The following is a 21,901-nucleotide window of genomic DNA, read 5'->3' as shown; positions in this document are numbered from 1 at the left end:
TTTACTCAGTAACACTATTAAAAAGGTACAATTTTTTTTACAACTCCAAGTAAATCGTTTGGTTTAAAGGGTTTAACTATCCAGGCCTTGGCTCCTGCTTTTCTTCCTTCATCTTTTTTGTCTGCACCTGATTCAGTGGTTAACATAACTATTGGAGTAAATTTATGTCTAGGATTCTTTTTTACTTCTTTAATAAAAGTTATTCCGTCCATTATAGGCATATTTAAATCTGTAATTATCAGGTTGAATCTATCTTTTTCAAGTTTCATTAATGCTTCTTTACCATTTGCAGCATCTACAACTTCAAAACCTGCTGATTTTAGTGTTGCTGTTACCAACCGTCTCATCGTTACAGCGTCATCTACAACCAAAATTTTTTTAGTCATTAAAACCTCCCAATATTAATCATTCAAATTAATTCCATATAACTCAAAAACCTGAATAGCCTTTTCTGATATACCTTTTATATTATATTTCTTTTCTTCATTTTTTAGTGTTTTTAGATAACTTAAAATTAGCTGAACAAATGTTGTATCAATACTCTTTATTTTAGTTAAATCAATTTCAATCAATTTCTCGTTATCTAATGATTTTAATAATTTTTCTTTTGCTTTCTCTACAACAAAAATTTCGCATTCATCAGGGAAAGTAACTTTGATTTTCGTTTTTAATTCTTCAACTTTCATGTTGACACGCTCCTCATAATTGAGTTTATAAAGAAATATGTCTCAAGGTTAAACTATAAGCTTAGCATCCTTGCTCTAATGCTCTAATAATCTCACCAGCAATTTCATAACTAGGAAGCACAATATCTGCTCCACCTCTTTTAATTGCTTCTGCTGGCATACCAAATACAATTGCAGTTTCTTCACTTTCTGCTATGGTATAACCACCTAGTTTTTTTATTTTCACCATACCATCAGCACCATCATCTCCCATCCCTGTCATTAACACTCCAATTGTGTCAGATTGAAAGGTATTAGCAACAGAGTCCATCATAACATCTACACTAGGTTTAAAAAGATGTTCTGGCTTGTTGGGTAATCTAAGTACGATATTTTTGTTTAGTCGTTGAAAGATGGTTAAATGATATCCACCTTTACCTAAGTAACATATGCCTGGTTCAACTATATCTCCAGCCTCAGCTTCCTTCACTTTTATCTCACAATAATTATCGAGTCTTTTGGCAAAAGAAGCTGTAAAACCAGGTGGCATGTGTTGGACTAAGAAAATAGCTGCATTAATATCTTTTGGTAGATGAGGTAATACATCAAAAATTGTTTTTGGTCCACCTGTTGATATGCCTATACATACAGCTTTAAATCCTAATTTGGGATCACTTTTTTTGAAAAATCTACTTTTTACAATAGATCTTTTAGTCTTATCGACTTTACGTTTTAGAGTTTTAAATTTTCCTTTTACGGCTGCTTTGACTTTTCTTATTAGATCATCTCTAATTTGGTCTATGTTCAATGAAATTGTACCGCCAGGCTTTGGGACAAAATCAAAAGCTCCTATTTCTAGAGCTTCAAATGTTATTTCTGCATCTTTTTGAGTGAGGGAACTTACCATAATTACAGGACAAATTTCTTCTTCTACAAGTATTTTCAATGCTGTTATTCCATCCATTATTGGCATATTTACATCAAGTGTTATAACATCCGGATTAAGCTCTTTTGCTTTTGTAATACAATCTTCACCATTTCTAGCAATACCTGTCACTTCAATTTCTGAGTCAGTTTCTAACATTTCTTTAATTTTTTTTCTCATTAAAGCTGAATCATCAACAACTAAGACTTTAATTTTACTCATATGTCCCTCATAAATTTTTTAAAAGCACACTTATTTATTATATATTTCTGGATTCTTTAATTTTTTCAAGTTTTTTATATTCTTCTATACTAAACATTTTTTGAGCGTTTAAAATCATTATCATTTTGTTTTGGTCTTTTACCACATTGGTGATGAAATTACTATCTATAGAGGCTGAGAGAACTGCTGGTACATTGTCTATTTTATCTTTAGAAATTCTTAAAACCTCTTCTACAGAATCAACAATAAACCCTACTTTTAAATCATCTATATTTACAATAATCAATCTTGTAAATTCATCTCTTTCCTTAGGTTCTAAATCAAATCTTTTACGAATATCCACTAAAGGTATTACTTCGCCGCGTAAATTAATTATTCCATCAATAAATTTTGGAGTTTTTGGTACTTTTGTAATATTGGTGTATCTATTAATTTCTTGAACCATTTCAATATAAAATCCATAAATTTCATTTTCTACTTTAAATGTAACTACTTGCACTATGTCATCAGGTTTTGTTTCTAATAAATTTTCCATTGATTTTTCTCCCTCATTTTGATTTTCACTGATTTTACTTATAATATTAGTTAGTTCTTCTTCATTGAAAATTCTTTTCGAATCTAGAATTAGTAATATTCTTTTTCCTTTATCAAGTTTTATTACACTATTGACTTCTTTTGTGTTTGTATGGGAGAATAGTCCTGAAATATCTTCAATATATTTTTTTTCAACAGATAAAACCTCACTGACTTTGTCTACAAGAAGCCCAATTTTCATGTTGTTAATTTCTAAAACTAAAATTCTCGTATCATCAGTTAAGTCTTTATCATTTTTTTTAAATAGTTTTCTTGCTGAAATTACGGGGATAGTTTCATTTCTTAACGGCAAAAGACCCAAAAAGTAATTAGGTAAACCAGGAACTTCAGTGATGTCTTGATATCTTAAAATTTCTCTGATTTGGTCAATTTTTACAGCATATTCAACATCTTCAATCCAAAAACTTATAAATTTTTCTTCTTCAATGTGTTGGATATCAGTTTCTTCTTTTTTTTGTTGTTGCTGATTGTTAAAAGAACTTGATTTATCTATCTGGCAATCAATATCCATCATTTTTTCGATATCAAGTAATTGAACGAGAGAGTTATCTTTTTTAATTTTTATAACTCTGCTAATATACTTTTTTTCACGTTTTGAATCAATAACTGGTGGTAAATCTTCAGATTCAAAAGCATCTTTGCTAATAACAGATTTTACTTCTTCAACAGTTATTGCTACTTTTTCGTTATTATATTCTACGATAATAGACCTAGAATTTTCAGTAATATTTACTGGTTCTTCATAGCCTAATTTTAAAGCTAAATCTATAATTGGTGTTATTTCACCTCTTAAATTAATAATTCCAAGTAATTCAGGAGAAGTTTTAGGTACCTTAGTATACTCAGGGACTCGAATTATTCCATTTACACAGTCTGCATTTACACCATAAATTTCACCTTTTATGTTAAAAGAAATTATTTGGTTGAATTCATTTATCATATGCACCTCTAATAAGAGTTTCAAATTTTATTAAATCATGTCAGCTTGCATTTCTTCTGCAATACTTGTTATTTCTTCAATTGCACGAGATAGTTCTTCGAGCCCTTTAGCTTGTTGTTCAGATGCCGTTGCGGCTTCTTGGACGGCTTGAGCAGCTTCTTCTGCACCTGACCCTATTTGTTCAACCCCAACTTTTGCTTGCTCTAAAGCAGTAACTGATTGGTCAATTAGTTTTTCAATATCTATGGCGTCATCATTTAATATAATAAGTGAGTCAGATGCTGCTTTAAGTGATTCATTTGTTGATTTTGCTTTTAGGACTTCACCTTTTGCAATTTTTGTAGAACGTTCAACATTTAGTAGACTTAAAGTAACTTGCTCTTGAAGTTCTTTAACCATATCTTTTATTTTATCAGCATTTTCAGCAGACTCATTGGCTAAAACTCTAATATCGCTGGCAACTACAGAAAAACCTTTACCATAATCACCAGCTCTTGCAGCTTCAATGGAGCCACTAACAGCAAGCATATTTGTTTGTATAGTAACAGTTGAAATAGAATCTACTATTTTATCAATTTTTTTGGTATAAGTTTCAAGTTCTTTTATTTTCTTAAATGATTCATTATTTATTACCATAAATTTTTCTATACCATTCTCTAAACCAATGATTTTTTCGTTATTTTTATTTAAAAGATCCATACTATTTTTTATGTTTTTAATTAATATTTCAGCATCGGTTTTAGCTTGCTTTATGCTTTTTAAAGCTTCTTCAGTTACTTCCAGCGCTTCTCCAACTGTTTCTGCTTGTAGAGAAGCTCCTTCTTTTATTTGTTCAATACCTTCAGCCATTTCTTGTGCAGCTGCAGCTGATTGTTCAATGTTTGCTGATAATTGATGAGCTGCTGCTACCAATTCATCTGACGACTTGTTTGCATCTGTAGAATTTTTTAAATCGTCTGCCATCTCAGATAATTCATTTGCTGCTACAGATATTTCTTCAAAGGCTTTAACTTGCTCTTCTGTCGCTTTTCTTGATTCTTCACATGCAGCTGAAATTTGCTCAGAAGCAGTGGCAACTTGCTCCATCATTTCCAACATTTTTTTTGAATTAACTTTTAATTGTTCAGCTATTTTTTTTAGGTTATTTCCTGCATCTATCATTTGTTGAAATGCTGTAATCAATTCATTTAATGATTCTGAAACTGAATTACCACTTTCTGCTAGCAATTCTGCTGTTTTCCCGGACTCGTCAATTTCTTTGACTACTTCGCTCACCGATCTTTGGATATTACTGACAACGTCTTTAATATCATTTGCACTTTTACCAGAGACTTCAGCTAAGTTTCTGACTTCATCTGCTACTACAGCAAACCCTTTTCCATGTTCTCCAGCTCTTGCTGCTTCGATAGCAGCATTGAGTGCTAACAAGTTTGTTTGGTCTGCAATCCTTACAACAGCCTGCACAATATTACCAATTTCATTAGATTTTTTATTAAGTTCATTTATCATTATTATTGTTTCTTTACCAGCTTCTACACTTTCATTAATTCCTTTTAATAATTCTTGGATATTTGCAACAGCACTTGTCAGTATTTTTTGATTTTCTTCGATATCAGATATAATTTTTTCAGTTTTATCTGTTATAACAATGACAGATTTATCTATTTGTACTGCACCTGCTCTTGCTTCTTCGCATGCGCCACTTGATTCTTCAGCACCTGCTGAAATTTGCTCCATATTTTTTAAAAGTTGTTCAGCAGCAGCCATTGATTCTTCAACTGCGGCTGATAGTTGTTCTGAAGCTGTTGCAATTCTTTCTGATAATTGTTGTTGCCTTGCTAGTATCCTAGCTTTTGCCCTTTCTTTAGCTACATTTCTTGCTTCTTTATTTATAGTGGAATCACTGATAGTTTTTTTCTTAGATAGCGTACTTTTTTTGTCACTAGGTTTTGCTAATTTTTTCATTCAAACCTCCATATAAATTTTGTGTGGTATAAAGTAAAATACTTTTCTAAATTATATATCATACTTCGGATAAAAGTAAAAATACTTTAACTTTTTTTTAAGAGTATTGTTTTAAAACATCTAATAAGTAGTCAACAATTAGATTAAAATCCATATTTGCTTTGCTTTTCTTAGCATATAAATTTATTGGGAGTCTGTATTCTGGTGCTTCAGCTAGCTTTATATCATTTCGCAGTTTAGGAAATATTATTTTTTTATCAAAATTTTCCGAAATATCTGAAAGCATTTTTTTGGCATGATTACTTCTGATGTCAAACTGGTTTGGGATAATTCCTAGTAATTGAAGATAAGGGTTATAAAGTTTATTAATATTGTATAAGTTACTCATTAGCTGAGAAAATCCTTCTATTGCTAAAAAATTTAGTATAACCGGTACTATTACAAAGTTTGATGCTATTAAAGCATTTAATGTCATTAATGCAAGAGTAGGAGATGTATCTATAAGTATATAATCATATTTTCTTTTATAGTTTAAGAGTTTTCTTTTTAATCTAAATTCGGAGTTTTTCATGTTTATCAATGCGGAAATAATATTTTTATCAAACTTATTTGATATTGGAATAATATTATACAATCTATGCCTTGGAGTATATATTGTTTCAGAAATTGGACATTTATCTAATAAACAGTCATAAATTGAGTAGAAATCTTTATTGAAATCTATTCCACTCCAATAAGATAGATGGGCCTGTGGGTCGAGATCTATCAATAATACTTTATATCCTCTCTCTCCTAAGATAGCTCCTATATTTAAAGTAACAGTTGTTTTCCCACTACCACCTTTTTTATTTGCAAATGTAATTACATATGTGTCCATTGTTTAGAACTTTATTTGTTTAAAAATAAAAGTCAAGTTATCATTTTTTTAAAGTTTATTTGGAAAAAGGGTTAATAATGTTTACTGTTGTGTATAATGAATTATTAAACTTAGTTACTAATATTCGATTACTATAGTTTTTAGCATGTACCATGTATTGTTTTCAACAGGACAAATCAGATTTTAAATACGTTATTATGAACTATGCTTGATAGTTTTTTATTTGTTGATTTTTTTTTTTTTATTTCTATTATTATAAAATAAATGTAATTGTGTGTAAATATGGATTTATAAAGAAATGAACTATAATCTGAATAATTATAATATAATGATAATAGATGATAATTTAATGAACAGGATAATTGTTAAGGATATACTTGAAAGTTATAATGCTAATATTATAGAAGCTGAAAATGGTTTTGATGGGCTTAAAAAGCTTGATAAGAAAATTGATGTTATAATTTTGGATGCTAATATGCCGAAAATGGATGGTTTTGAATTTGTTGACCGAATAAGAAAGCTCTATGATTATAAAAAGTTACCTATTATTATGTTAACAGCAGATTTAGACACAATAGATAAACTTAAAAGCGATAAAACTGATGTCTCAGTTATTTTAGAAAAGCCTGTAAATCCAGATATATTGGTTCATTATGTGTTAAATGTGTTGAGTAATAGTTAAAGTGTTTGACAATGCGTTGTTGAGGAATTATATTAGAAAATAGAGTAATTCTTTATTTGTTTGTGTTAAACTATAAGTTTAGTTATTATTTTAAATACTGTTTGCAACGTAGTTTTTAAGTAGTTGAGGAAACATATGAGTGATATCTTTAATGTATTTATTTTAGAAGATGATATTATTCAGTTTGATGTAATTAAACATGTGGTAATGAATGCAGGTGTGGGGTTTGTTGATGGCGCCAATGATGGATTAGAAGCTATAAAAAAGCTTAATAAATATAAAAAAGATGGGTTGATTTTCGATATTATTTTAACAGATTTAAATGTACCAGGTATTGATGGTGTAAAATTTTTAGAAGAGTTGAATAGTAAAAAATTTGCTAAAAGCGTAGCCATTATTAGCGGTATGGATAATTCTATATTAGAAAGTGTTGAGAATCTTGTAAAGCATTATAATATTCCAGTTTTAGGTGTTTTTTCAAAACCATTCAATTTTTCTGTTTTGCGTAGATTGATGGAGAATTTTAAGAGTGTTGTGTTAGAAAAGATTGAATCATCTAAAACTCATAAAAGCATTGAAAAGGATAATTTATATAATAAAGATGAAATATTATTTGCAATAAAGAATAAAGAGTTTCTTTTGTACTTTCAGCCACAGATTAATTTGTTTAATAATGAAATTGTTGGTTTTGAAGCTTTAGCAAGATGGTTTCATAAAGAGGATGGTATAGTATCACCTTTTAAGTTTATATCTATAATTGAGTCTGATTTAGAAATGCAATATTTATTTACTATGCAAATATTTGATAAAGCAGTTGAATTTATGAAAAGGAGTTGTGAAATAAGTTCAAATATATATGTGTCTATAAATATATTTGTTAATTTGTTGGAGTATGATAAGTTTTTTGATGAACTCGTTAATAAAGTTAATATAAGTGGTATTTCTCCTAACCAAGTTGTTTTGGAGATTACGGAGAGTGGTTTGGCTAATGACATGGATAAAGTTTTAAGTTCATTAACACGATTTAGACTGAAGGGGTTTAAACTTTCCATTGATGATTTTGGGACAGGATATTCATCGCTAGCACAGTTAAAGGCAATTCCTTTCACAGAGCTGAAAATTGATAGAACTTTTGTTAGGAATATACAAAAAAATGAGAAAAATCAAGGTATAGTACTTTCTACAAAGTTATTAGCTGAAAAGTTAGGGCTATCTATTGTGGCAGAAGGTTGTGAAACTAAAGAAGAAGTTGATTATTTAAAAACTATTGGATGTAATATTGCTCAAGGTTTTTATTATTCTAAGCCTTTAGAATTTGAATTAGCAATAGAATATTTAAAAGATAAGCATATTTCTTAATAAAAAAATGTAAAAATATAGATTGGCTAAATTTATTGGTATAAAAGTTTATTTATTGAGAAACTGCTTTTTATTAGTTTAGAAAAACACGATTTTTTCATCATCTTTTTCTTGTTTTTTTTCTTCTGAGTTTGTAAATATTTTTTTAGCTATACGTTTTTCATCTTCTACTGTAGCTTTAGATGTCAAGATATCCATAATTTCTTTTTTTAAAGAATCAATGTTTTCATCACTTATTATATCCTTCAATAAGGATTGTAGTTTTAGTTCCATAAAGTTATCGATTTCTTTATTTCTTTCATCAACTAATTCTATTACATGATAAGTCATTTGCTTTGTGAGGTCTTCAAATTGTAAACTTGTTATAATATCATTAATTTGTTGGTATATTGTGCTGTTATCAGAAATTAAGAATTTTGTAGTTTCTGAAATTTCTTCTAAAGACATCGTTAGATTAATCAATGATTCATTTAGCTGTTTAAAATCGCTTCTTACTTTTAAACTATTACCACTAACTTTTTCAAACTTTTTCTCAAAAACAGCTATACTATCAGTTGTTTTTTTGATAACATTCCTGATTTCTTTTGCAACTTTACCCGATATATCTGCTAGTTTACGGATTTCATCTGAAACAACGGCAAACCCCTTTCCGTGTTCTCCTGCTCTTGCAGCTTCGATGGAGGCATTTAGTGATAATAAATTTGTTTTGTCAGCAATATCAGTGATTTTTTTGGTCATAGATTCTATTAATTTAAATTGATTGACAGCATTTGAAAAACTTTCAATACTTTCATTTACTTCTTCAGGAGTTATCATTTTGCTTAGTTCTTCAAGTTGTTGTTTTTTTATTTCGTCTAATATCATTTTTTTATTCTTCATATTTATACATACTCCTGACTTAATACATTCATGGTTATTTTTACACAACTGATTTTGTAATTTAAATTGGATTAAAGCGTGCAATTTATGGATGATTTTTCCTTCTATTTCTTTAGTTCTTTTCTCGATATTAGTTGTATTTAAGCTTAGTTCTTCAAGTATATTATAGAATCTGTTTATTACAGTAACAGTTTCCTTTTCAATTTTTGAGGCAATGTCTTTTAATAGCTCTTTTGTTATATTATTTACTTCTTTATTTTTTAAAGTAATTATCGTCTGAGATTTTAATAACTCAAAGATTTCTGTATTAATTTTTTCTGCTATTACATTATTGTTATAATTATAATTATGTTTTTTGTTTTTTTTCTTATAATAGGAAAAAGTCATAAAAAAAAATGATAACACCAAAATGTCATAACCTATTTGGTAATATATACTTTTAATAAGATTTCCAATTAAAATCAAAAATATTATAGAAACATAAAAGAAATAATATAGTTTCATAATAAACTCCTGTTTAAATTATTTATTACAAATGTTTTCTAATATTGAGAGGAGATCTTCTTTACACATAGGTTTGTAAAAGTAAAAACCTTGAAAATAATCACATCCAAGCTCTTTTAATATTTTGAATTGTTCGCTAGTTTCTACTCCTTCAGCTATGACTTTTAAATTTAGCTGTTTTGCCATAAAGATAATTGATTTAATTAAATTTAATATTTTATCATTATGTGGGATTTCTCTAACAAACATTAGGTCTATTTTTAAGGATTTTAATGGTAAATTAGCTAACAATGTTAAAGATGAAAATCCAGTACCAAAATCATCTAAAGAAAAATCGATGCCTAACTTGCTGATAGAATTGATGACTTTTACGACTTCGTCAAAATCATCCACATAAATACGCTCTACAATTTCAAATATTAAACTAGATTTTCTAATATCATTATTGTTTAATAAAGATGATAACTTAGTTATAGTTGATGAGTTTGTTAAAGTCTGTTTGGAAATATTGATAGCAAATTTAAAAGGAATAGGTATTTTTCTTGTGCAATTAATAACTTCTTCAAAAACAAAATGTTCTATATCAATAATTAAATTTATAGATTCTAAATATTCTATAAAACTTCCAGTTGGAACTAATTCTCCATCTTTAAACCATCTAAGTAAAGATTCTGCACCTACGATGTTTCCATCTTTATCAACATATGGTTGATAAAAAACTCTTATTTCATTATTATCTAAAGCTTTTTTCAAATGAGTTTTTAACTCTAACCGTTTTTTTGAGCTGATTTCCAATGTTTTTGAATAAAATCCTATTTTATCTTTTTTAAATTTTGCATCCAATAAAGCTATATGGGTACGATGTATTAATTCATCATAATTTTTACCATCTTTTGGGTAAATAACTACTCCAAAAGTAAAGTTGAGTTGAATTGTACTTTCTTTTATGTGAAAGGGATTTAATAACTCATTTTTTATTTTATTAATGACAATCATTATATCGTTTTCATTGATTAAATCTTTTAAAAGAATGCCAAATCTATCAGATTCTAGTTTAGCTATTATATCATAATTTCTTAAAACTTTTTTTATTCGTTCACCTATTTCACTAATGATTAAATTTCCTGCATTAAAACCGAAAGCTCTATTGATTTCTCCAAAATTTAGATGGTTTATGATAACTATTCCAAAAATAGTATTTTTATTAAAAATTGAATCTAAATAATCAACAACATTCTTTTGGAAACTTTTTGCATTAATTAATCCTGTTGTAGAGTCGTAGTTTAGGAATTTGTCTAACTCATCGATTAGTTTTGTTTCATTTGACAATTGATTGCATAAAAAGATAAAGTTCTTATGGATTTTATTTTCAAAATGGGCAACTATAGTTGTGTAGAATTTCTTAATGTTTCCGTTGATGTCATAGAAGTTAACAAACTTAGATAAAGATCCTTCTTTAATGATCGTAGTTTTTAGATTTTTATAAACTATGCTATCTTCAAATATATCTGAGAATTCACTAATATGTTTGCCTTGTAACTTTTTCGTATTTTTGATAAAAGACTTTTCTCTCATATTCTCTTCAATTTGTAAAATATTAAAATCTGGATCTGTTATGATTACCATGTCAAAACTGTTTTTAAGTGCATTATTAATGATACTCAATTTATTTTTTTGTTCTAAGTGGTTTACTAAAAGTTTTACTTCTTTCAATAAAAGTTCGAAAAAATCTGTAAAGTTTTCGTATTCCCAAGGTATAATTAATATTAACCCTTCAAATAAAAAATCGTTTTTATTTAAGGAAAGAATTATAGAAAAATAATTTATATCAAGATTTTTAATACAAATAATCTCCTTATTAAAAAGGTTTTGTGTTAATATATAGTTTGTCAAATTGTTAATCACTGATTCATTTAAGTCAGAATTTTCTTTAATATAAAAACTTAAATCTGTCTTTTCAGATTTATACTGTTTAAACAAAATGACTAGGGGAATATCTAATTTTTCAGAAATTATTTTGAGTAATTTTTTTGTAAAATCTTTGGTATCAATTAGTTCGATATACATACTTAGCATATTATAAAGAGTGTTGTAGATTTTTAGCTGAAACTCTAGTTTTTTTTCTTGATAAACAAGTTGAGTTACATCTTTTGATAAATCAACAAAATTTACTATATCTCCATGTTCTCTGATGGGCACTATGATTTTCTCAAGATGATAAAAGCTTCCATCTTCTCTTTTGTTAATTATTCGGGAAGAAAAAATTTTACCACTTTTTATTGTATCCCAAAGATTCTTATAAAAAGATAGGTCATGTAGTCCAGATTTAAAAATATTTGTTTTTTTACCAATTAATTGACTTTTGTTGTATCCACTTATTTGCTCAACTGAATCGTTGCAGTATGTAATATAGCCGTCATTATCTGTTATAATGAACCATTCGTGGGATGATTCTATTGCTTTATCAAGAAGCTCTATTTTTTTTAGTCTATTTACTTTTTGTATTAGAAACTCTAAATCAAGTTTTATCCTTGTCATTAAAGATAAATGTTTATCATCAAAGGAGTCTTTATAGCTATCATCAATAAGCAAAATATATTTAATTTTACCATCTTTTTTTATAGGTATAGAGCATGCCGAATGGATATTATATTTTTTAAAAAAGTTTTTCCAAGTGAGCATATTTTTACGATTTTGTACATTATTGAAAGTAACGATTTTGTTTTTTTTATATGCATGGAATACAGTACCTTGACTTGAGTTTGAGGTGGTTTCTACATTTATATGAAGTTTTATTAAATCAAAAGCTGCCTCAATATTTTTAGATCTACTGTAGAGCATATTCAAATTTTTAGTTTTTCTATCTATTATACCAAACCCAACAACTGTGTATCCTATAATATCAACTAAGATATCACAGGTTTTTTTCAAAACTTCTTTTTCGTCTGATGATTCGATGATTAATTTATTAATATAAGATAGAAACTTATATAGTTTCAAATATGAAAATTCCTTTGTTTTATCAACTACGAGAGCAAAGCCTGAGAATTTATTTTTATAAGAGACTGTGTATGTTATTGCATCAGTATATACTAAAGCTCCATCTTTTCCTATGAATGTATATTTATGGTATTCTTTGAGGAGTTTTTCTCCCTGAGTTCTTTTACGAATAATTGTTTCCATTTCACTTCTATTTTCATACAAAAAATCTTTTATATTTTTACCTAATAATTCACTTTTTTTGTTAAATCCGAGAATTGCTGCCATACAATCATTGGCTTCTACGATTATACCGTTGTTTTGATAAATATAATACCCAATAATATTTGAATTGTTTAAAATTCTTATAAAATCTTCTACCAACATTATGATTTCCTATGTAAAGTATAAAAGTATATATGTTAAAAATTCACTAACTATATGTTAGTTAAATTAAATATGCAAGAACTATTTTTATAAAATATTGTTTTATAAGATTGTGTGATTTTAGATTTTTGCAGTTTTCCTAACTTCACCTGATTTTTTTAGTCTAATATTTCCTTTAATTTTTTCTTTACCTTTCTGTAGTATGTTCAAGGATATATTCCTAAGTTAGTTTTTCAAAGAGTAAAAGAGAGGGAGGGTGAATCCCTCCTTACAGTTTAAAAATAGTTTATTAAGATAATAAAGAATTGGTTATTAGTTGAAAACTAAACTAGATTATAAATTTGGTTTAAAGCTTCTTGTATTTTTTCTGGTTTTTTGCCACCTGCTTGAGCCAACTCTGGTTTACCACCTCCACTACCACCGGCTATTTTGGCAACTTCTCTAACGATATCTCCGGCTTTATATTTATTAATTAAATCTTTAGTAACGCCACATATAAAGGTAACTTTTTCTCCACTGACAGAACCTACAAGAACTATTCCACTTTTTAGTTTGGCTTTTGCCATATCTATAAAATTTCTAATGGAATTTATTTCTGTATTGTCCATTCTTACTGTTAAAATTTTTATACCGTTAATTTCTTTAACGTTATTTAAAAGCTCATCAGCTTTGGAAGCGTTGAGCTTATCTTTGATTTGATTTAATTCTTTTTGTAAATTTTTATGGTTTTCAATAAGTTCTTCCACTTTTTTAGGTGTTTCGTCTATGGAGGTTTTTAATAAAGAGGCTGTTACCTTTGCAGATTTGATGATATTATTAACGAATTTTACTGCGTTTAAGGCTGTTACAGCTTCGATTCTCCTTACACCTGCAGCTACGCTTGTCTCATTAATTATTTTGAATAACCCTATATCACCGGTATGCTCAACATGACAACCACCACAAAGCTCTTTACTAAATTCAGGTATTTCGACTACACGTACTTCTTTATCATATTTCTCACCAAAAAGAGCCATAGCACCTTCTTTTATAGCTTGTTCTATAGGCTTGATAGTTTTTCTCACAGCTTTGTTTGCAATAATTTGTTCATTGATAATTTTTTCAATTTTTTCAATTTCTTTATCGTCTACTGGTGCAAAATGAGTAAAATCAAATCTGAGTCTATCAGGTGATACGAGAGAGCCTGCCTGTCTAACATGATCACCAAGTACTTCCTGTAGAGCCTTGTGTAGTAAATGAGTTGCTGTATGATTTCTTTCGGTATTTTTTCTTAAATCTTCATCAACTTCTGCTGTTACAGTTGTACCGGTTTTTAATGTACCATTTTTTATCACTGCATGATGGACAATCAATGTATCGATTTTTTTACAGTCATAAACTTCAATTTTCAGATTTTCAGCATAAAGGATCCCTTTATCACCTACTTGACCACCGCTTTCTGCATAGAATGGGGTTTTGTCAAGAATTATTTCAACCTTTTCATCTTTTTCTGCAGTTTCTGATATATTGTCGTCTTTTATTATGGCAAGAACTTTTCCATCAGATTTCAATGTGTCATAACCGATAAATTCACTTTTTATTTCTGAGATAAGTTTCTTATAAACATCGGCAACTTGAATATCACCACTACCTGTCCAGGCCTTTTTAGCTCTTTCCTGCTGTTTTTTCATTTCAGAATCAAAGCCTGACATATCTAATTTGAATCCGTTATCTTCCATTATATCTTCTAACAAATCCACAGGGAAACCGTAAGTATCATACAATCTGAATATTTCATTTCCAGGAATTACTTTCTCATCTTTATATTTTTCCAGTAGTTCTTCGGTAATGCGAAGTCCTGTTTCAAGGGTCTTATTGAACCTTTCTTCTTCAAACTTTACGATTTTTGAGACATAAGATTTTTTATCAAGCAGCTCGATATACGGATCGCTCATAAAATCCGATACATATTCACACACTTTATAAAAAAATGGTTCTTTAAATCCGAGCATTTTTCCGTGACGCATAGCTCTTCTCATTATTCTTCTCAATACATATCCTCTACCTTCGTTAGAAGGGAGAACACCGTCTGAGATTAGAAATGTAGTGGCTCTTGCGTGATCAGCAAGAACTCTCAAAGATGTATCTATTTCATCGTTTTCACCATATTTTTTGCCAGAAATTTTGGCAGCATATTCAATTACTGGCTTAATAAGATCTGTATCAAAATTACTTTTAACTTTCTGGACAACTGCCGTTACTCTTTCCAATCCCATTCCAGTGTCAATACTTGGTTTTGGTAAAGGATTTAAATTTCCGTTTTCATCACGATTGTATTGCATAAAAACAAGATTCCACAGCTCAAGATGTCTATCACAATCGCAATACGGGTCACAGTCCGGTCTTCCACAGCCTATATCGCTTCCTTGATCTATGAGAATTTCCGAACAAGGACCACATGGCCCAGTATCACCCATTGACCAAAAATTGTCCTTTTCACCCATTCTGTAAATCCTATCTGCAGGCACACCGATTTTTTCGTGCCATATCTTAAAAGCTTCATCATCATCTTTGTAGATTGTGATATAAAGTTTATCTGCCGGAAGTCCCAAAATTTTTGTTAAAAATTCCCAGGCGTATTCTATGGCACCTTCTTTGAAATAGTCACCAAAAGAGAAGTTTCCTAGCATTTCAAAGAAAGTGTGATGCCTTGCCGTACGCCCAACATTTTCAAGGTCGTTATGCTTACCACCTGCTCTTACAACTTTTTGACAAGAGCATGCCCTTGTGTAATCCCTTTTTTCTCTGCCAAGAAAAACATCTTTAAATTGGTTCATCCCTGCGTTTGTAAAAAGAAGCGTAGGGTCATTATGGGGCACTAATGATGATGATGGAACAATTGTGTGCCCTTTGCTTTCAAAAAATTTTAAAAACTTTTCTCTAATCTCTTTACCTGTCATCTATCTCTCCATTATTTTTTAGTTTTTTCAGATATTCATCCCACTCAATGGGGAGCATGTATTTCTTTTTATTGTTGCATTCTTTGCATGCTGGTACTACGTTCCCTTTTGTACTTTTGCCACCTCTTATAATAGGGACTATGTGGTCCATTGTAAGTTCTTTAGGGTCAACCTTTTTTCCACAGTAGTGACATATACCTTTTGCAATTTTGTTTTTCCACCACTGCTTTTTACGCAATTGTCTTGCTTTTTCTTTTTCTTTTTTTACAAATTTTTCATCAACTTCAATTGTAAAAAAATTGTTGTCCATATTCATTTTTCCGATTATAGTTTAAAACAGTTATATTTCAACAAAAAATCGTGCAGGAGGATGTCATGTCAAAAACAGAGTTTTCAGGCCTGGAAGAACATGGTCTTGTGAATCTTGCGAGGATTCATTGGAATCTTACCACACCTCAGTTATATGAAGAAGCTGTAAAAAGGAGAGAAGGGCTAATTGCTCATCTTGGTCCTTTAGTGGTAAGAACTGGTCACCACACAGGAAGATCGCCAAATGATAAGTTTATAGTTGATACTGACGATGTGAGGAAAGATGTTTATTGGGGAAGTGGTAACAAAGCGATTAGTGAGGAACACTTTGAGAGATTATTTCATAGATTACAGGCATATCTGCAAAATAAAGAAGTATATGTTCAAGAATGCTATGCAGGTGCTGATGAGAGACATCGATTAAAGGTAAGAGTTATAACTGAATATGCTTGGCACAATCTTTTTGCTAGAAATATGTTTATAAGGGAATTTGACTTGAATATTCATGAGTCGTTTACTCCAGATTTTACTGTTATTGATGTTCCTAGATTTCATGCCATTCCTGAGATTGATGGGACAAACTCAGAGACTTTCATCATAATAAATTTTAAAAAACGTCTTGTTTTAATTGGTGGTACAAGCTATGCAGGTGAGATAAAGAAATCTATTTTTACGGTTATGAATTATTTGCTCCCAAAAGAAAATGTTTTGTCAATGCATTGCTCAGCAAATGTTGGAAATTCTGATGATGTAGCACTTTTCTTTGGCCTTTCAGGAACCGGGAAAACTACTCTTTCCACTGATCCAAACCGTTATTTGATTGGTGATGATGAGCATGGTTGGAGTGATGAGGGGGTTTTCAATATTGAAGGTGGTTGCTATGCTAAAGTTATAAGGCTTTCAAAGGAAGCTGAGCCTGAAATATATGAATGTACTAGGAAATTTGGTACAATACTTGAAAATGTAACTCTTGATTCTAGAACAAGACGAGTAGATCTTGATGACGACTCACTCACGGAAAATACAAGAGCAAGTTATCCTCTTTCACATCTTCCTAGGGTTGTAAAAGACTCAAAAGGTGGTCATCCTAAAAATATAATTTTTCTTACCTATGATGCTTTTGGTGTTTTACCACCTGTGGCAAAGCTCACTTTTAATCAAGCAATGTATCATTTTATTTCTGGATACACAGCTAAAGTTGCTGGAACCGAAAGGGGTGTAAAAGAACCTAGAACCACTTTTAGTGCATGCTTTGGTGCACCATTTATGGTCTACCACCCTGCAGTGTATGCAAAACTTCTTGGCGAAAAGGTTAAAAAATATGATGTAGATTGTTGGCTTATTAACACAGGTCTTACTGGTGGTCCTTATGGTGTAGGAACAAGATTTAAGATTCAGCATACAAGAAACATTGTCAACTCTATTCTTGATGGAAAATTAAAAAATGTTGAATTTGTAGAGGATGATATTTTTGGATTTTTAGTTCCAAAATATGCTCCTGATGTGCCTGAAGATGTTTTAAACCCAAGATTGGCTTGGAATGATAAAAATGCTTATGACGAAACTAAAAAAAGACTTGCGCGAGAATTTATAGAAAATATGAAAAAGTTTGAGGATAATATTAGTGAGGATATTTTGAAAGGAGCACCAAAGTTAGTTGATTAAAAGAGGCGGCTCTATATAGCCGCCTCTTTTATTTTTGAACTTAAATCTTTTTATTTTTTCGTATATACTGATAGATTATGAGAAAAACGTTTTTAATTTTTTTAATTGTTTCAATTGCTATCCATATGTCCCTATTTTATTTCATAAAAATAAAAAAGCCTGAAATCAAAAATGAAAAGCCTATTTTTGTGGATATTGTTAAGAAAAAAAAGGATATACCTCAAAAAAATGATAAGAAGAAAAAGAAAATTTTATCTGAAAAAGATAAAATTTTAAAAAAGAAAGGGATAGAGAAAAAAACAGAAAAAATTCCTAAAAAAGATAACAATATTGTAGAAAGGAAAAAATTACCTGAAAAGAAAAAAAAGATTGTAATTCCTAAGAAGAAAAAGATACCTGAAAAAAGTAAAGAAATGGTGAAGAAAAAGGAGAAGAAAGGACTAAATTTAAATAAGCAGAAAACTGTAGAGAAGAAAAAAGAGAAAAAAAGAGAAGAAAAAAAGCAGGTATTTGATAAGGGGAAAGATAAAAAATTAACAAAAGATCAGGTTGCCAGTATTTTAAATCCGAAATCCATTATTTCGAAATATGCCGAAAAGAGTGAAGCTGGTTCAAAGGAAGGTGAAGATGATGTAGATGTTAGAATGATGAAGTATAAATATGCTTCTTATTTTAAAAAGTTTGAAAGAAGATTATATCAGGTATGGCATTATCCTAGAAATTCAGCTCAAAGAGGAGAAGAGGGTACTGTAAAAATTAAGTTTACTATTTTAAAGGATGGTACTATAACAAACATTAGAATACTGCAAAGCAGCGGTTATCCTTATCTTGATAAAGAGGCGGTTAGAGCTTTGAAAAAGATGAAAGGTATTCCTTTACCAGATTCTTACGGTTTAAAAAGATTGAATGTTACTGGATATTTTGTATATAGATTAAATTATCTTTTTGTGTATTGATGTGAAAAAATTTGAAATTATCGAAACTACGGCTGATGTTGGACTAAAAGTATTTGGTGAAAATAGAAAAGATTTTATTGATAATCTTATTGAAGGTTTTTATTATTTGGTTTTTGATGAAAATATTAATTTTGACGAAGGTTTAAAATCGAACCAAGTAGTAGAAAAAGATTTTGATGATTTTGAGGATTTTGTGTATGATTTATTAAATGATTTGATATTTTACCTGTATATCAAAAAAAGTTTGTTCAAATTAAATATTTTTGGAGAAAATCGAGCATTTTTTGATGTTTATAAAAATAGTTATTTTATTGAGATTGAAATTAAAGCGGTTACAAAACACATGTTTTGTGTAAAAGAAGACGAGGGTTTCTTAGAGGGTTTTATTGTCTTTGATATTTAAAAAGATTAAAAAAAGGCTTATAGGAAGTATTTTAAAGGTTAATAAGATTGTTTCGTTTGTTGGAAACGATCTGGTTGTCGGTGTATCAGGTGGTGTTGATTCTTGGGTTCTATGGAAAGTTATGGAAGAATATTATAAAAAAAATGAGATATCAGCAAAGATTTATCCTGTACATGTTGGGATTTCGGGTGATATAAAAACAAAATTAGCATTGGAAAACGTTATAAATATTGAGGTAGATAAAGGAATTCGTTTTCCCATTGACTGTTATCAATGTTCAAGAATTAGGCGTGAATATATTTTCAAATTTTGTAAAGAAAAAGGGATCAAATACATACTGTTTGCCCATCATGCAGATGATTTTGCTGAAAGGTTTTTATGGAATATGTTTTATTATAAAAAATTAGAATCTTTGCCAATTTGTAGAAGTTACTTTAAAGGAATGTTTTTTATTGTGAGACCTCTTCATTTTGTCAATAAAAAAGATATTGAAAAATATGCAAGAATTATGGGGTATGAAGATATCGAGCATAAATGTAGTGTTAAAAATAGTGTTTCAAATATAGTTAGTAAGATTTCGAAAGAGATAGGCTTAAATATTATTGATGTTGTTGGGAATATAAATTATATTATCGAAAAATATAAAATTTATGGAGAGAATAATGAAAAATAATTGGGAACTAAAATGGATGGCTTGGGAGATTACAGAAAAGTGTAATTTAAACTGTGTTCATTGCCGTTCATCCTCTGATATTCATTCGCCTGAAGGATTGTTTACTCTAGATAAATGTTATAAACTCCTTGATGATATAAAAACCTTTGCAAATCCAGTTATTGTTCTTTCAGGTGGGGAACCTCTTTTAAGAAAAGATGTTTTTGATATTGCAAAATATGGTACGAAACTTGGTTTTCGTATGTGTATGGCTACAAATGGTGTATTGGTGGACGATGAAGTATGTAAAAAGATTAAGGCGAGTGGTATTAAAATTGTATCATTGAGTCTTGATGGTTCTACAAAGGAAATACATGATGATTTTAGAGGTCAACCAGGTGCTTTTGATGGAGTTATGAGGGCTGCAGAATATTTTAAAAAATACGAAATTCCTTTTATTATAAATTCATCTTTTACAAAAAGGAATCAGCACGATATAGAGAATGTTTATAAACTTGCGAAGAAAATCGGTGCCACTGCCTGGTATATGTTTTTGATTGTTCCTACAGGTAGAGGTGAAGAGATAATGAAAGAGCTTGTAAGTAAAGAGGATTATGAGGATATACTTAATTGGCATTATGAAATGGAGAGGGATGAAGAAGATATTCTAGTTAGACCTACTTGTGCACCGCAGTATTACAGAATTTGGCACGAAAGAAGTAAAGAGGAAGGCAAAGATACAAAAAGAAGAAGTCTTAAATTTTCCACAGGTGGTGGTAAGGGGTGTATAGCTGCACAGTCCATTTGTTTTATTAGTGCTAAGGGTGATGTATACCCTTGTTCATATTTTCCTATTAGTGCAGGAAATATTTTTGAAAAAAGTTTTAAAGAGATATGGGATACATCAAAACTGTTTAATGATATAAGGGATTTTAAATCTTATGAAGGTAAATGTGGAAAATGTAAATATCTCGGAGTATGTGGTGGGTGTAGGGCAAGAGCTTACGCTGTAACAGGTGATTATATGGAAGAAGAGCCTTTCTGTGATTATATTCCGGAAAATTATATAAGAAAGTAAAATGAGAAAAAATCTTCTTAATTTAATAATATGTGTTTTTTTGTTTATTCCATTAATTTCTAATGCAGAGCTAAATTTTGGGATAGCCTCAATGATTTCTCCTGATGAAACATATTTTTTGTACAAAGATTTTGGCAATTATATTGCGAAAAAGCTTGGAGTAAAGATAAATGCTATTTTTAGAAGGAATTATGCTGATATGAATAGACTTATTGAAACTGGCCAAGTTGATTTTGCATCTATTTGTACCGGAGCATTGATTTATCTAAATAATAAAAAATACGAGATTGCTGCTGTTCCAGTAGTAAACGGTAAAAGTACATATAAATCATACATTATTGTAAATAAAAATTATGGGATAAATAATATTGATGAATTACGAGGAAGGGTTTTTGCGTTTACTGATAGATTGTCAAATAGTGGTTATATTTATCCTACATATTTGATTTTAAGAAAAGAGAAAATAAAACCAGAGCAGTTTTTTTTTCGTATTTATTTTACAAACAGTCATGATAAATCAATTTATCTTGTCAACGAAGGTGTTGTGGATGGTGCTGCTGTGGATAGCCTTGTTTTTGAATATGTGTCACATTCACAACCAGAAAAAGTTAAAAATATCAAGATAGTACATGAATCTGATGAGTTTTTGTCTCCACCTTTTGTTGTTTCAACTTATCTTGATAAAAATATCAAACAAAGACTAAAAACAGTATTACTTAATATGCATCAAAATGAAGAAGGTGTTAAGATTCTAAAAAAATTAAAAATAGATAAATTTGTTGAACCTGATTATAAACTTTTAAAAAAAGTTTTAATTATGCGGGAGTTTTTAAATACGTTAAACAATTAGCTTTACACTTTTTATGGTTTTGAAAAATATCATTTCTTGCAAAAGAAGCATGAAACGGTTTTATTTATTAG

17 protein-coding genes and 1 pseudogene are annotated in these 21,901 nt (G+C 29.5%); 8 read left to right on the top strand and 10 right to left on the bottom strand.

Annotated features, from left to right (window positions below):
* Positions 1-17: 17 nt before the first annotated feature.
* The 6 genes from OWK30_RS05910 to OWK30_RS05885 form a co-directional block, all read right to left on the bottom strand.
* Positions 18-386, bottom strand: coding sequence for a response regulator (locus OWK30_RS05910; protein WP_423324510.1), 369 nt, complete (start codon positions 384-386; stop codon positions 18-20).
* A gap of 15 nt (positions 387-401) precedes the next feature.
* Positions 402-686: an STAS domain-containing protein gene (locus OWK30_RS05905; protein WP_423324508.1), complete on the bottom strand. Its 285-nt coding sequence runs from the start codon at positions 684-686 to the stop codon at positions 402-404.
* A gap of 61 nt (positions 687-747) precedes the next feature.
* A complete protein-coding gene (locus OWK30_RS05900; protein WP_423324506.1) occupies positions 748-1,812 on the bottom strand; it encodes a protein-glutamate methylesterase/protein-glutamine glutaminase in 1,065 nt (354 codons plus the stop codon).
* A 37-nt stretch (positions 1,813-1,849) separates the two neighbouring features.
* Complete coding sequence (locus tag OWK30_RS05895; protein WP_423324504.1) at positions 1,850-3,346, bottom strand: chemotaxis protein CheW; 1,497 nt, start codon at positions 3,344-3,346, stop codon at positions 1,850-1,852.
* A gap of 30 nt (positions 3,347-3,376) precedes the next feature.
* Positions 3,377-5,311, bottom strand: a complete 1,935-nt coding sequence (locus OWK30_RS05890; protein ID WP_423324502.1) for a methyl-accepting chemotaxis protein — start codon at positions 5,309-5,311, stop codon at positions 3,377-3,379.
* Positions 5,312-5,408: 97 nt separating this feature from the next.
* A complete protein-coding gene (locus tag OWK30_RS05885) occupies positions 5,409-6,188 on the bottom strand; it encodes a ParA family protein (protein WP_423324500.1) in 780 nt (259 codons plus the stop codon).
* Between the two features lie 298 nt (positions 6,189-6,486).
* Here OWK30_RS05885 and OWK30_RS05880 point away from each other — a divergent pair, with 298 nt between their 5' ends.
* Together OWK30_RS05880 and OWK30_RS05875 are read left to right on the top strand one after the other, a co-directional pair.
* Positions 6,487-6,870, top strand: a complete 384-nt coding sequence (locus tag OWK30_RS05880; RefSeq protein WP_423324498.1) for a response regulator — start codon at positions 6,487-6,489, stop codon at positions 6,868-6,870.
* A 135-nt stretch (positions 6,871-7,005) separates the two neighbouring features.
* A complete protein-coding gene (locus tag OWK30_RS05875) occupies positions 7,006-8,229 on the top strand; it encodes an EAL domain-containing response regulator (protein ID WP_423324496.1) in 1,224 nt (407 codons plus the stop codon).
* 78 nt (positions 8,230-8,307) lie between these two features.
* Here the strand turns inward: OWK30_RS05875 and OWK30_RS05870 are convergent.
* The 4 genes and pseudogenes from OWK30_RS05870 to OWK30_RS05855 all read right to left on the bottom strand — a co-directional run.
* Positions 8,308-9,060: pseudogene (locus tag OWK30_RS05870) on the bottom strand (methyl-accepting chemotaxis protein); the annotation flags it as partial.
* A 570-nt stretch (positions 9,061-9,630) separates the two neighbouring features.
* Positions 9,631-12,978 (bottom strand): EAL domain-containing protein, encoded by a 3,348-nt coding sequence (locus OWK30_RS05865; RefSeq protein WP_423324494.1) that lies wholly within the window; start codon positions 12,976-12,978, stop codon positions 9,631-9,633.
* A 323-nt stretch (positions 12,979-13,301) separates the two neighbouring features.
* Positions 13,302-15,917: an alanine--tRNA ligase gene (gene alaS / locus OWK30_RS05860; RefSeq protein WP_423324492.1), complete on the bottom strand. Its 2,616-nt coding sequence runs from the start codon at positions 15,915-15,917 to the stop codon at positions 13,302-13,304.
* On the bottom strand, positions 15,907-16,227 hold the full coding sequence (locus OWK30_RS05855) for an HNH endonuclease (protein ID WP_423324621.1): 321 nt from the start codon (positions 16,225-16,227) through the stop codon (positions 15,907-15,909). The genes alaS and OWK30_RS05855 overlap by 11 nt, the downstream gene beginning before the upstream one ends.
* Positions 16,228-16,292: 65 nt before the next feature.
* Here OWK30_RS05855 and pckA point away from each other — a divergent pair, with 65 nt between their 5' ends.
* From pckA to OWK30_RS05825, 6 genes are all read left to right on the top strand, one after another.
* Complete coding sequence (gene pckA, locus OWK30_RS05850) at positions 16,293-17,891, top strand: phosphoenolpyruvate carboxykinase (ATP) (protein WP_423324490.1); 1,599 nt, start codon at positions 16,293-16,295, stop codon at positions 17,889-17,891.
* A gap of 77 nt (positions 17,892-17,968) precedes the next feature.
* Entirely contained in the window at positions 17,969-18,847 is an 879-nt protein-coding gene (locus OWK30_RS05845; protein WP_423324488.1) for an energy transducer TonB, read from the top strand.
* Between the two features lies 1 nt (position 18,848).
* Positions 18,849-19,250 carry an archease gene (locus OWK30_RS05840; protein WP_423324486.1) on the top strand — a complete coding sequence of 134 codons (402 nt, stop codon included), beginning with the start codon at positions 18,849-18,851 and terminating at the stop codon, positions 19,248-19,250.
* Positions 19,234-19,923: a PP-loop family protein gene (locus tag OWK30_RS05835; RefSeq protein WP_423324484.1), complete on the top strand. Its 690-nt coding sequence runs from the start codon at positions 19,234-19,236 to the stop codon at positions 19,921-19,923. Before OWK30_RS05840 ends, OWK30_RS05835 begins: the two co-directional genes overlap by 17 nt.
* Positions 19,913-20,980, top strand: coding sequence for a radical SAM protein (locus OWK30_RS05830; RefSeq protein WP_423324482.1), 1,068 nt, complete (start codon positions 19,913-19,915; stop codon positions 20,978-20,980). Before OWK30_RS05835 ends, OWK30_RS05830 begins: the two co-directional genes overlap by 11 nt.
* Position 20,981: 1 nt before the next feature.
* Complete coding sequence (locus tag OWK30_RS05825; protein WP_423324480.1) at positions 20,982-21,830, top strand: substrate-binding domain-containing protein; 849 nt, start codon at positions 20,982-20,984, stop codon at positions 21,828-21,830.
* The last annotated feature ends 71 nt before the right edge of the window (positions 21,831-21,901 follow it).

This window comes from Deferribacter abyssi (genome assembly GCF_049472655.1).
Lineage (GTDB): Bacteria > Chrysiogenota > Deferribacteres > Deferribacterales > Deferribacteraceae > Deferribacter > Deferribacter abyssi.
This window is presented reverse-complemented; position numbering and strand designations above follow the sequence as displayed.

Bases quoted from the DNA above. Each gene is read 5' to 3' on its own strand.
- OWK30_RS05910 (WP_423324510.1), bottom strand. From the start codon at position 386: ATGACTAAAAAAATTTTGGTTGTAGATGACGCTGTAACGATGAGACGG.
- OWK30_RS05905 (WP_423324508.1), bottom strand. From the start codon at position 686: ATGAAAGTTGAAGAATTAAAAACGAAAATCAAAGTTACTTTCCCTGAT.
- OWK30_RS05900 (WP_423324506.1), bottom strand. From the start codon at position 1,812: ATGAGTAAAATTAAAGTCTTAGTTGTTGATGATTCAGCTTTAATGAGA.
- OWK30_RS05895 (WP_423324504.1), bottom strand. From the start codon at position 3,346: ATGATAAATGAATTCAACCAAATAATTTCTTTTAACATAAAAGGTGAA.
- OWK30_RS05890 (WP_423324502.1), bottom strand. From the start codon at position 5,311: ATGAAAAAATTAGCAAAACCTAGTGACAAAAAAAGTACGCTATCTAAG.
- OWK30_RS05885 (WP_423324500.1), bottom strand. From the start codon at position 6,188: ATGGACACATATGTAATTACATTTGCAAATAAAAAAGGTGGTAGTGGG.
- OWK30_RS05880 (WP_423324498.1), top strand. From the start codon at position 6,487: ATGAACTATAATCTGAATAATTATAATATAATGATAATAGATGATAAT.
- OWK30_RS05875 (WP_423324496.1), top strand. From the start codon at position 7,006: ATGAGTGATATCTTTAATGTATTTATTTTAGAAGATGATATTATTCAG.
- OWK30_RS05865 (WP_423324494.1), bottom strand. From the start codon at position 12,978: ATGTTGGTAGAAGATTTTATAAGAATTTTAAACAATTCAAATATTATT.
- alaS (WP_423324492.1), bottom strand. From the start codon at position 15,917: ATGACAGGTAAAGAGATTAGAGAAAAGTTTTTAAAATTTTTTGAAAGC.
- OWK30_RS05855 (WP_423324621.1), bottom strand. From the start codon at position 16,227: ATGGACAACAATTTTTTTACAATTGAAGTTGATGAAAAATTTGTAAAA.
- pckA (WP_423324490.1), top strand. From the start codon at position 16,293: ATGTCAAAAACAGAGTTTTCAGGCCTGGAAGAACATGGTCTTGTGAAT.
- OWK30_RS05845 (WP_423324488.1), top strand. From the start codon at position 17,969: ATGAGAAAAACGTTTTTAATTTTTTTAATTGTTTCAATTGCTATCCAT.
- OWK30_RS05830 (WP_423324482.1), top strand. From the start codon at position 19,913: ATGAAAAATAATTGGGAACTAAAATGGATGGCTTGGGAGATTACAGAA.
- OWK30_RS05825 (WP_423324480.1), top strand. From the start codon at position 20,982: ATGAGAAAAAATCTTCTTAATTTAATAATATGTGTTTTTTTGTTTATT.